We start from the raw sequence: 11,430 nt of genomic DNA on the forward strand, positions 1-11,430 counted from the left end.
GCGGCCGGTGGCGGGCGGACGGTGCGGTGGTTCCGTCGGGACGGGGTGCGGTCGGTGGTGCGGTCGGGCGCGGTGGGGCGCGGTGGGCGGTGGGGCGCGGCAGGCGGTGGGGCGGGGTGCGGTCAGCGGTGCGGCGGGGCGGGCATCTCGATCTCCGGCGTGCAGCCGTTCGGCTCGTCGCTGGTCGGGGTGCACAGGGCCCCCTGGATGAAGTTCAGGGAGTTGCCGGCGCCCGAGACCGCCGCGGTGAACAGCGGGCTGAGGTCCTCGCCGCCGGTGCCGCAGCCGGTGAACGGCGGGATCACCAAGTGGTCCGCGGAGAGCGGGCCGCCGGTCTGCACGGTGTAGTCCGGCCGTCCGTCGTCGCTGCTGATCCCGCTGTCCTGCCGGCCCTTCAGGGTGAGGTCGATCGGGGCGACGGTGCGGCAGTCCGGCCCGACGTCGAGCGGGGTGCCGTTGACCCGGACGTCGTACAGGGTCAGGCTCTGGTACCCGGCGGCCGTGGTGATCACCGGCTGGTCCCAGTCGCTGTTCCCGATCACCGTCAGGGTCAGCGGGCCGAGCGGCGTGAGCTTCATCCTCGCCGAGGTCGGCATGAAGCCGTAGGTGAGGAAGGTCGCTTCGGCGGGCGGGAGTTCGAGCTCGCCGAGGCCGTCCACCTCGACGTATCCGGGGCTTCCGTCGTCCGTCCAGAGCATGACGATCCGCTTGTGCATGTCGACCCGGATCATCGCCGGATCCCGCTGCGGGTCGTTGATCAGGGCGGCGGAACCGAGCTTGCCGACGTTGGCGTAGCCGACCGCGAACGCACAGGCAGGGACGGGGTCGAAGGGATCGGCGCCGGGCATCGGGAGCACGATGGCCCCCTCGGGCACCTTCGGCAGCCGGTTCGGGTCGAGGGCGCCCTGCGGGGCGGGCGGGCACTCGCTGACGCCCGAGTGGACCGGGCCGCCGACCGCGATGGTGCCGCCGGCGACGGGCGGTTCGGCCCGGCCGGCCAGTGGCTCCGAGCCGGGGGCCGGGGAGGCCGAGGACGGACCGGCGGCGGACCCCGCCGAGGGTTCAGCCGTACCCGGCACCGGGCCGGAGGGCGTCCCGCGACCGGACGGTGACGGCGAACCGGAGGGTGCGGGTGCCCCCGGGCCGGGGGACGCGGACGGCGGGCCGCCCGGCACCGCCACCGTGCCCAACCCGCCCGGCCGGCCGGGCTGCAGGGTGCAGCGCAGCGCGAGGGGAACGGCCCCGCCCGAGGCGGAGGCGGAGGTGGAGGCGGAGGCGGGAGCAGGAGCGGGGGCCGGCACGGACGTCGAGGCGGAGACCGGCGGGACGGTGGACGCGGTGGTGGGCACGGTGGTGGACGCGGAGGTCGGCTCCGGATGCGCTCCGACCGGGCCGGCCCCTGCCACCGGGCCGGAACGGACGTCCAAATCGAGGGCAAGGTCACCGGCTGTGAAGACGACCTCCCCCGGCGCGGACACCGTGACCGGCGGGACCGCACCGGTGAAGGTCAGCGCCAGCCCGCCGTCCTCGCCCACCCCGACCGCGGCTGCGGTGAGACCGGCCCAGTCCGCGTCGACCGCCGAACCGCCCTGCGTGACACGGGTGGTGAGTCGCCCTCGACCGCCGATCACCGTCGCACCCGCACCCGCAGTCGCACCCGCAGTTGCACCCGCACCCGCACCCGGTGGCAGCAGCGCGGCCAGCGCGGCCCGGTCCAGGCCGATCTCGGCCGTCAGGTCGCCCGGTTGGATCGGCTTTCCGACCGCCCCCGCGACCGGGTACGCCTGCCCGAGGGCGACCCGGGCAACTCCCGTGCCCAGGGCGGACGCACAGGTGTACACCAGGCGCAGCGGTCCGGAGTCCCCGTCGGCCGACGAGGCGGCGGCGGGCAGCAGGCCGGCCAGCAGGACGGTCGTGGTGATCGCCGCCGGCCGCCAGGCGCGGCGCCGGCCCACTGCTTCCCCCATCGCGGTACTCCTCGGGCTGGTGCGGACCGGGCCGGTGCACATCGGAATCGGCGGACGGGTTCGACTGACAGGACCACTGGACCGGTCCGACGGGCAGGAACAACGAACGGATTTCCGGGACGACGAATCCCGGTGGAGAATCAGGAACCGCGAATCCGGAAACGAGAATCCGGAAACGGCAGACGGCAGACGGCAGACGGCAGACGAGAACCGGACGACCGTCGGCGAATTCGGCGAACGGACCGCTCGCCGCACGAACCACGTGCACGCACACTCCGAACAGAGCACCCGCACCGCACGGACCGCACCGGCCCGCCGATGTCGCACGGGCCGCACGGTCGTCCGGTGAACTTCCTGGGCGAACTGGACAGTACGGCCCGGTAACAAGCGCCGACAAGTGATCGAACGCAGGCAGGGTCACCCGGTCTCGCCGCAGCGGGATTTCTTGTCACCGAATGACAAACCCGCCGCGGAGGTTTGTCCTCCGGTGAGTGTCCGCGGCACCCGGCGGGTCGCTCGCCGGGTGCCGCCCGACCCCGGGCCCGGAAGGACGGCGGGCCCGGGCCGCCGGATCAGGGCGAGGTGATGGTCTGCGCGGAGGCCAGGACGTACGCCGCGTTGTAGGTGGCGGCGTCGCCGTTGTTGATCAGCCCGAGGCAGGTGCCCGAGACGTTGTAGGCGTGCAGGTCGCCGCCGCTGAGCGTCAGGGTGTTGGTCGAGTTGGCGTAGGTGCCGGTGAGGGTGGCGGAGCTGGTGCTGGTGGGGCCGTAGAAGTCGGCGGTGCAGCCGGCGCCGCTGATGTGGGCCTTGACGCCGGTGAGGGTGCCGCTGGTGACACCCGTGGCGCTGTTGTACGAGGCGGCGTTCAGGCTCCAGGGCAGCCCCTGCGGGGTGACGGTGAACGTGATGCCCAGCGGGCCGGAGCAGCTGACCCAGCCGACCGAGGTGATGGAGGAGATGCCGGTGCCGGACAGGCCGCTGCCGCTCTGCAGGGTGCCGGCCGCGCTGGAGGAGGTACAGGTGAGCTTGGTGCCGGTCTTGGTGTCGGTGAGCTTCGGCGAGGCGGCCTTGGCCGTCCAGGCGCCGCCGGGGGTGACGGTCCAGGTGGGTGCGGCGTAGGCGGGGCTCGCGGCGAGGCCCGCGGCTGCGGCGAATGCCGCGGCGACGACCATGCCGCTGGTGGTGAACTTGCGCACGGTTGATCCTTTCGGGGAGGGGTGGAATACCCGATAAACCGGGCTCAGGGTGTCGGGAGTTCGGAATTCGACTGCACCCGATTCCGCTCGACCACCCTGTTGAACGGCGACGTTACGCATGGGTAACCAGGCCGTGCAACAGCCCCGACGGAGAATTTTCCGGCGAACCTACCGGCGGGTATTCCCTTGTCACGAAAGCAGCAAGGAAGGCCGCCGGATTATAAGGAAGCGAGTGGGCCGAAGCGGATACGAAAACCGGCCCGGCGACCGAATCTCCCGTCTCCGGCGGCGGACACCCGGCCCGACCCGGCCGGAGGTGAGGTTTCTGTGTCCGGGGTGCTGCGCTCCGTGTGCACCGTGGTCTATGTTGCACGCAGCCGCAATGAGTTGTACGCGACCCGCTACCGCCCGGACGGCCCGCTCCCCACCGGCGCGCCGGGGCCGGGCGATCGACCGCACCTCCGTCCCCCCACACCCGCCACGGCCCGTCGGCGGCCCGCAGGCGGCGGAGAGTCAGGGGGAACACAGGTATGGCCGGAGCCAGGCAGCTGACCGAGCGCGGCGAACCGATGGGACCGATGCCGCGCGAGTTGGCCATGATCATGCGTCCCGAACTCCCCAGCCTGCTCAAGGAGATGGCGAGCGAGATCGTGGCCGCCATCCCCGAGTACAAGCCGCTGATGGAAGGCCCGAACGCCCGGGTGATCCGGCTCGGCATCGAACAGAACATCGCCGCCTTCGTCGACCAGATCGCCGTCCCGACCGCCACCACCGTGCTGCGGGACGACATCTGCCGCCGCTTCGGCCGCTTCGAGGCGTACGAGGGCCGCAGCCTGGACATGCTCCAGGAGGCGTACCGGATCGGCTGCCAGACCGCGCTGCGCCGGGCCCGGACGCTCGGCAAGCGCTACAACCTGTCCGCCACCGTCATGCTGTCCTTCGCCGACGCGCTCTTCGCGTACATGGGCGACCTCGCCGCCCTCTCCCGCGAGGGCTACCTCCAGGCGATGACCGAACTCGGCGAGGAGCCCGACAACCGGCGCCGCCAACTGCTGCGGCGGATCCTGACCGGCTCCTCGGTGGCCCGCAACGCCCTGGCGGAGCTGGCCGAACACGCGGCCTGGCCGCTGCCCGCCGAGGTCACCATGGTCGCGGTCGACGCCGCCACCCTGCCGCCGGGAGCACGGCTCGACCGGGACATCCTGCACGACCTGGCCGTCCCCGAACCGCACCTGCTGGTGCCGGGGCCGCTCACCGCGGAGCGCCGGGCCGCGCTCGACCCGGCCCTGGCCGGGTGCCGGGCGGCCTACGGTCTCACCACACCGCTCGCCGAGGCCGCGGACTCGCTGCGCTGGGCCCGGCACGCCCTCACACTGGCCGGGGCCGGGATCATCGAGGACGGCCCGGTGGTGTCCTGCGCGGACCACCTGCTGCCGCTCTGGCTCCTCCGGGACCCGGCCCTGGTCGCGCAGTTGGCGAAGCGGTACCTCGGACCGCTGGCCGCCCTCACCCCGGCCCAGCGGGGCCGCCTCGTGGACACCCTGCTGACCTGGCTCACCACGCGCGGCACGGCCGCCGAGATGGCCCGGCTGCTGGGCGTCCACCCGCAGACGGTCCGCTACCGGATGCGGATCCTCGACCGCGCCTTCGGCGAGCAACTCGCCGATCCGGACGACCGGTTCGCCACCGAGGTGGCCCTACGGGCGATGGCCGTCCAGCGCCGCGGCCACTCCCCCGGCTGAGGCCGACCCGGGGAGCCGGAGCAATCAGGGCCGGAGCAACCGGGGCCGGAACCCCGGACCGGAGGACCCGGTCGGGGGCCCGCCGGCCGGGGCGGCCCGGCGCCCCGTCAGCCCGCACGGCGCCGTCGCACCGGTCGGCGCCGGATCAGGCGGTACGGCGCAGCAGCGCCAGGTACATCGCGTCGGTGCCGTGCAGGTGCGGCCAGAGCTGGACGTCCGGCCCGTCGCCGAGCGCGGGCACGCCGGGCAGCAGCGGGCGGGCGTCGATCCACTCCAGCCGGCCGCCCTCCTCGCGCACCACGTCGTCGACCACGGCCCGGGTCTCGGCGAGGTGCGGGGAGCAGGTCGCGTACCCCACCACGCCGCCGATCCGGGTGGCGTCCACGGCGCCGCGCAGCAGGTCGCGCTGGAGCGGTCCGAAGGCGGCGATGTCCTCGGGCCGGCGGCGCCAGCGGGCCTCCGGGCGGCGGCGCAGCGCGCCGAGGCCGGAGCAGGGGACGTCGACCAGCACGCGGTCGAAGGTGCCGGGGCGCCAGGCGGGCCGGGTGCCGTCGGCGGCGATCACGGTGTACGGGCCGGGGTTGCCCTCCAGCGCGCGGGCGACCAGCCGGGCCCGGTGCGGCTGCTTCTCGGAGGCGACCAGCGCCGCGCCGCGCCGGGCGGCGAGGGCGGCCAGCAGCGCGGCCTTGCCACCGGGGCCGGCGCAGCCGTCCAGCCAGAGGCGGTCGGGGCCGTCCAGCGGCGCGGCGGCGAGGGCCAGGGCGACCAGCTGGCTGCCCTCGTCCTGGACGCCGACGCGGTTCTCCTTCACCGTCTCCAGCGCGCCCGGGTCGCCGCCCTCGGCGAGCCGCACGGCGTACGGGGACCAGCGGCCGGGGGTGGACTCGGGCAGGGCCTCGGCCAGCTCCTCGACGGTGGCCCGGCCGGGCCGGGCGACCAGGGTGACCTCCGGGCGCTCGTTGTCGGCCCGCAGCAGATCCTCCACCGCGCTGCGGCCGGCGGCCTCGGGCTGCCAGCGGCCGAGGGAGTCCCAGAGCGCGGAGACGACCCAGCGGGGGTGCGAGTGGACGACGGCGAGGTGGTCCTCGGCGTCCTTCTCGTACGGCGGGGCGACCTGGGCGATCCAGGCGTCGAGGTCCTGCGCGCTGATCCGGCGCAGTACGGCGTTGACGAACTTGGCCCTGCCGTCGCCGAGCACCGCCCTGGCCAGCTCGACCGTCGCGGAGACGGCGGCGTGGCTGGGGATGCGGGTGGTGAGCAGTTGGTGGGCGCCGAGCGACAGCACGTCCAGGACGGGCGGGTCCACCTCGCGCAGCGGCCGGTCGATGCAGGCGGCGATGACCGCGTCGTAGGTGCCCTGGAGCCGCAGGGTGCCGTAGACCAGTTCGGTGGCGAGGGCCGCGTCGCGCCGGTCGAGGTTCTGCTTCTGCTCGGCCTCGCGCAGGAGGGAGGGCAGGATCAGGTTGGCGTAGGCGTCGCGCTCGTCGACGGCCCGCAGGGCGCGGAAGGCGACCATCCGGGCCGGGTCCTTCTTGGGGCGGCGGTGCGGGCGAGGGGGGCGCTTGGCGCCGGAGGTGCTGGCGGGGGTGCTCATCTGGTGCCTCAATGTGCTGCGGGTCTACGGATGTCTGGTGGTGCGCGAGCAGGGTGGAGCGGGAGCGGGAGGGACGGACCGGGCGTCCGGTCCGTCCGGGCCGGTACTCCACGGTAGAGCGGCGGAACGGTGAAGCCCCACCCGAGGCTCAGAGTCCGAGCTGCTCGCCGGACTCGATGCGGGCGCCGCGGGCCCAGTCCGCCGCGCGCATGGCCTTCCTGCCCTGCGGCTGGACCTCGCCGAACTCGATCTCGTGGCTGCCGGTGCCCACCCGCAGGCCGTTCTTCTCGACCGCCAGCACGCCGGGGGCGAGGTCACTGCTGCCCGGGAGCAGCCTGACCGGACCGGAGACCTTGAGGCGCTCGCCGCGGAAGGTCGTCCAGGCGCCCGGCGCGGGGGCGCAGCCGCGCACCACCCGGTCGATCCGCAGGGCGGGGTGGCTCCAGTCGATCCGGGCGTCCTCGACCGAGATCTTCGGGGCCAGGGTGACGCCGTCGACGGGCTGCGGAACGGCCTTCAGGGCGCCGTCCTCGATCCCGTCCATGGTCGCGCTCAGCAGGCGGGCGCCGGCGTGGGCGAGCCGGGTGAGCAGCTCACCGCTGGTGTCGGTGGGGCGGATCTCCTCGGTGATGACGCCGAAGACCGGGCCGGAGTCGAGGCCCTGCTCGATCAGGAAGGTCGAGGCGCCGGTGACCTCGTCGCCGGCCAGCACCGCGTGCTGCACGGGCGCGGCGCCCCGCCAGGCCGGCAGCAGCGAGAAGTGCAGGTTGACCCAGCCGTGGGTGGGGATCTCCAGGGCGCCGGGGCGGATCAGCGCGCCGTAGGCGACCACCGGGCAGCAGTCCGGGGCGATCTCGGCGAGCCGGGCGAGGAAGTCCGGGTCGCTCGGCTTCGCGGGCTTGAGGATCTCGATCCCGGCCTCCTCGGCGCGCTGCGCGACGGGGCTGGCGACCAGCTTGCGGCCGCGCCCGGCGGGGGCGTCGGGGCGGGTGACCACCGCGACGACCTCGTGCCGGTCGGAGGCGAGCAGGGCGTCCAGGGCGGGAACGGCGACCTCGGGGGTGCCGGCGAAGACGAGGCGCATCAAGGGCCTTCCGGTAGGGGGACGGGCGGGTGTCGGCGCCGCCGGGCCGGGCGGCGCGACGGAACGGACGGGGTGTCAGCGGGCGTTGCCGAAGGTGCTGTGCGGGGAGATCCGGACGGTCGGGGCGGGCTCGTCGCCCCAGTCGGCCTCGCGGATCGCCTTGAGCGCGGCCTTGCGCCGCTCCCGGTCGAGGCGGTCGATGAAGATGATCCCGTCCAGGTGGTCGGTCTCGTGCTGGATGCAGCGGGCCAGCAGTTCGGTGCCCTCGACGGTGATCGGATCGCCGTGCATGGTGAACCCCCTGGCGACCACGCCGTGGGCGCGCCGGGTGTCGAAGCGCAGGCCCGGCAGCGAGAGGCAGCCCTCGGGGCCGTCCTGCTCCTCGTCGGTGAGGCTGAGGTCGGGGTTGACCAGGTGCCCGGTGACGCCGTCCACGCGGTAGGTGAACACCCGCAGCGAGACGCCGATCTGGGGCGCGGCCAGACCGGAGCCGGGGGCGTCCAGCATGGTCTCGGTGAGGTCCCTCACCAGGGTGCGCAGTTCCTTGTCGAAGGTCGTCACCGGCTGTGCGGTGGCGCGCAGGACGGGGTCGCCGAAGATGCGGATCGGTTGGATCGGCACGTGGTGCACTCCTGTCCGGACGGGCTCGGGGCTACTGGGCCGTCGGCAAGTCTATGCAATCCGCCCGGGCCCGCGGCCCGCGCGTGGGCCCGGGCCGGGGGCTCCGGCAGATCCCGAGTGGTCCGCCTGCGTGACCCCTGCCCCTGCTCGGGCGTTGGTCAAGTGAGATTGACCGGGGCACGGGAGAGCCGCCCCGACCGAGCTGACCCGACGGAAGGTGGCACGTAGGCCATGGCCGAGCAGATCAATCACGACGCCCGGGCGCGGGCGAGCCTGCACCTGCTGGTGCGGGACATCGAGCGGGTGAGGCGGCAGGTCGACGCGCTGCGGACGCTCACCGCCCAGTTGGGCAACGTCTACCGCCCCCGGCGGCCGAGCACCTCGGCGGGCTTCGTGGTGTACGGGCGGGCCCCCGCGCCGACCGTACGCCTGGCGCAGGAGCTGCGCGAGAGCGTGGAGACGCTGGTCGCGGCGGCGGTGGAGTTCGACCGGGCGCTGGGCTTCTCCTGGGACTCGGTGGGCTCCGCCCTCGGCGTGACCAAGCAGGCCGTGCACCGGCGGTACGGGATGCGGCGGCCGGCGGGCGAGCTGCTGGCCGCCGGCGCCATCCCCGCGCCGGCCGGCCCCGAGCGGGGGCGCGGGGAGCGGCCCGAGGAGGTGGCCGCGGCCGCCGCGCCGGCCGGCCTCGGGGCTCCTTCGATCGGAGCCCAGGGCATCGGCGCGGCCGGGGGCGGACCGGCCGGCATGGGCGGCGCCACGGGCAATCCGGGCCTGGCCGTGACCGTCCCGGCCGCCCGGCAGGGCGGACTGAACCGCTCGGGCCTGCAGATCCGCGGCTGAGCCTGCGGCGCCGGGCCCGCCCCCTGCGGGCCGGCCCGGCGCCGGCCGGAGCCGGTGGCCGGACGCGGCGCCGGCACGGGCGGCGGGCGTGCGGCGCCCTGCCGGCCCGCTCCCGCGCCCCGGGGCTCCCGGACTCCCCGCGCTCCCGCGCCCCGGTGACCTCGGGTCACCCGTCAGCCGATCTCCAGCGGGTCGATCCGGACCTTCACCGGCTCCGGCGTCCGCAGGGCGATCCGCGCGATCTGCGCCGCCTTGAGCGCGGCGGCCAGCGCGGCGCCCTGCCCGGGCGCCACCCGCAGCAGCGCGCGCTCCACCTCCTCCCCCCGCCCGCCGGGCACCGGCACCGGGCCGAGCACGTCGGCGCCCTCCGGCAGCCGGGTGAGCCCGAGCAGGTCGGCCACGGCGGCCGGCGAACCGGTGACCGAGGCCATCCGGGACACCGGCGGAAAGTGCAGGTGGGCGCGCTCCTCCAGCTCGAAGGCGGCATGCCCGGCCGGGTCCCAGCGGATCAGCGCCTGGACGGGCCGCGCGGTCGGCTCGGCGACCACCACCACCGTGCCGCCCTCCGTGGCGGGCCGCACCAGCCCGGCCGCCGCCAGCCAGAGCCGCAGCGTCTCCTCCCCCGCGCGCAGGTCGGGGCGGCTCAGCAGGGCCCAGCCGTCCAGCAGCAGCGCGGCCGCGTAGCCGCCCTCGGCCACCGGCTCGGCGCCGGGGGTGGAGATCACCAGGGCGGGCTCGGCCGGCACCGAGAGGAGCACGGCGTCCCGGCCGGAGGTGCGGACCGGGATCCGCGGAAAGGCCTTGCCGAGCTCCTCGGCCGTCCGCCGGGCGCCCACCACCTGGGCCCGGAGCCGGAACGAGCCGCACTCCGCGCAGTGCCACTGCTCCTCCGCCACCCCGCACCAGCCGCAGCGCAGCGGCTCGGCGGAGGAGGACGCCTCCAGCGGCCCCTCGCAGTGCCGGCAGCGGGCGGGGGTGCGGCAGCGGCCGCAGGCCAGCCGGGGCACGTAGCCGCGCCTGGGCACCTGGATCAGCACCGGTCCGGTGGCGAGCGCCTCCCGGGCGACCTGCCAGGCCAGGCTGGGCAGCCGGGCCTGCTGGGCGGCGGCGTCCCGGGCCTGGTCCAGGTCGGTGACGGTCCGCACCCGGGGCGCCACCTCCCGGACGGTCGCCCGCTCGGCGGCCAGCGGCCGGGCCCAGCCCGTGCTGACCAGCTGCGCGCCCTCCACGGTGACCGCGAGCCCCCCGAGCAGCACGCCCGCCCCCTCCTCGGCGGCGCGCAGCAGCGCCACCTCGCGGACGTGCGGGTGCGGGGCGCGCGGGTCGGCGTGGCTGCCGTCGCCGTCCGACCAGACGACCACCAGGCCGAGGTCGTGGACCGGGGCGAACATCGTCGCCCTGGTGCCGACGGCGGCCCGCACCGAGCCGCGGCTGACGGCGAGCCAGCGGCGGTAGCGCTCCTTGGGGCCGAGGTCGGCGGCGAGGGTGGCGTGCAGGCCGCCGCCGAGCAGCTCGGTGAGGGCCTCGTCGACGCGCGCGGTGGAGCGCCCGTCGGGGAGCACCACCAGGGCGCCGCGCCCGCCGGCCAGGGTGGCGGCGACGGCCCGCGCGATCTCGTGCGGCCAGCTCGGTCCGGGCAGCGCCGTCCACACCGCGCGCGGCGCCCGGCCGGCGGTGAGGGCGGTCAGGTAGTCCGGCCCCTGCGGGTAGCGGCTCCAGCTGCCCGGTTCGGGTGCGGCCGGCAGCGGCAGCGGCGGCGGGGACGGCTCGGCCTCCGCCTTGGCGTGCCGGGGCGGGACGGCCAGCTGGAGGACGTCCGCCAGGGTGCCGGCGTAGCGGTCGGCGACGGTGCGGCAGAGCCGCAGCAGGGCGGGGGTGAGCACCGGCTCGGGCGAGAGCACCTGGGCGAGCGGCGCGAGCGGGCCGGCGTAGTCGCTCTCGGCCCGGCGCTCGACCACGAACCCGTCGTGCAGTTCGCCGCCCTCGCGCCGCCCGTTGACCACCCGCGCCCCGAAGCGGACCCGGACCCGGACCCCGGGCTGGGCCTCCTCGGCCATGTTCGCGGGCACCGCGTAGTCGAAGAACTGGTCGAGGTGGAGCAGCCCCTTGTCGACCAGCACCCGGGCCACCGGCAGGTGCGCGGCCCGCTGGGCGCCCAGCCAGGTGCGCGGCTTGGCGCGGCGGACGGTCTCGCGGATGAACGCGAGCTGCTCCGGCGCCCCGCTCCCCCCGGCCTCCTCTGTGCTGCTCATCGCTCCAAGTACTACCACCTAGGACTGACACAAAGCCGCAGGCGGGGGGGGGGCCGCTGGGCGGGGGCGGCCGCCCCCGGGGGGGAGCGCGGGCGGCCCGCGGGCCCGGCGGCGTCAGCACGTCGAGCCCCTGC

General features: G+C 75.7%; 8 protein-coding genes. 2 read left to right on the plus strand and 6 right to left on the minus strand.

Going from position 1 to position 11,430, the window contains the following annotated elements:
• Positions 1–122 precede the first annotated feature (122 nt).
• Together ACFTWP_RS18640 and ACFTWP_RS18645 are read right to left on the minus strand one after the other, a co-directional pair.
• A complete protein-coding gene (locus ACFTWP_RS18640) occupies positions 123–1,967 on the minus strand; it encodes a hypothetical protein (RefSeq protein ID WP_380265679.1) in 1,845 nt (614 codons plus the stop codon).
• Between the two features lie 572 nt (positions 1,968–2,539).
• Positions 2,540–3,163, minus strand: coding sequence for a hypothetical protein (locus ACFTWP_RS18645; protein ID WP_380265680.1), 624 nt, complete (start codon positions 3,161–3,163; stop codon positions 2,540–2,542).
• A 530-nt stretch (positions 3,164–3,693) separates the two neighbouring features.
• On the opposite strand from ACFTWP_RS18645, the gene ACFTWP_RS18650 reads away from it, so the two are divergent.
• On the plus strand, positions 3,694–4,905 hold the full coding sequence (locus ACFTWP_RS18650; RefSeq protein ID WP_380265681.1) for a helix-turn-helix domain-containing protein: 1,212 nt from the start codon (positions 3,694–3,696) through the stop codon (positions 4,903–4,905).
• Between the two features lie 145 nt (positions 4,906–5,050).
• Here ACFTWP_RS18650 and ACFTWP_RS18655 read toward each other — a convergent pair whose 3' ends face one another.
• The 3 genes from ACFTWP_RS18655 to def all read right to left on the minus strand — a co-directional run bounded on the left by ACFTWP_RS18655 (position 5,051) and on the right by def (position 8,204).
• Positions 5,051–6,499 (minus strand): RsmB/NOP family class I SAM-dependent RNA methyltransferase, encoded by a 1,449-nt coding sequence (locus ACFTWP_RS18655; protein ID WP_380265682.1) that lies wholly within the window; start codon positions 6,497–6,499, stop codon positions 5,051–5,053.
• A 148-nt stretch (positions 6,500–6,647) separates the two neighbouring features.
• Entirely contained in the window at positions 6,648–7,583 is a 936-nt protein-coding gene (gene fmt, locus ACFTWP_RS18660) for a methionyl-tRNA formyltransferase (RefSeq protein ID WP_380265683.1), read from the minus strand.
• A gap of 75 nt (positions 7,584–7,658) precedes the next feature.
• Positions 7,659–8,204 (minus strand): peptide deformylase, encoded by a 546-nt coding sequence (def, locus tag ACFTWP_RS18665; RefSeq protein ID WP_380265684.1) that lies wholly within the window; start codon positions 8,202–8,204, stop codon positions 7,659–7,661.
• A 231-nt stretch (positions 8,205–8,435) separates the two neighbouring features.
• On the opposite strand from def, the gene ACFTWP_RS18670 reads away from it, so the two are divergent.
• Positions 8,436–9,044, plus strand: coding sequence for a hypothetical protein (locus ACFTWP_RS18670; RefSeq protein WP_380265685.1), 609 nt, complete (start codon positions 8,436–8,438; stop codon positions 9,042–9,044).
• Between the two features lie 173 nt (positions 9,045–9,217).
• On the opposite strand, the gene ACFTWP_RS18675 is transcribed toward ACFTWP_RS18670, so the two are convergent.
• A complete protein-coding gene (locus ACFTWP_RS18675; RefSeq protein WP_380265686.1) occupies positions 9,218–11,296 on the minus strand; it encodes a primosomal protein N' in 2,079 nt (692 codons plus the stop codon).
• Positions 11,297–11,430: the final 134 nt, after the last annotated feature.

Source organism: Kitasatospora sp. NPDC057015, from assembly GCF_042673745.1.
Lineage (GTDB): Bacteria > Actinomycetota > Actinomycetes > Streptomycetales > Streptomycetaceae > Kitasatospora.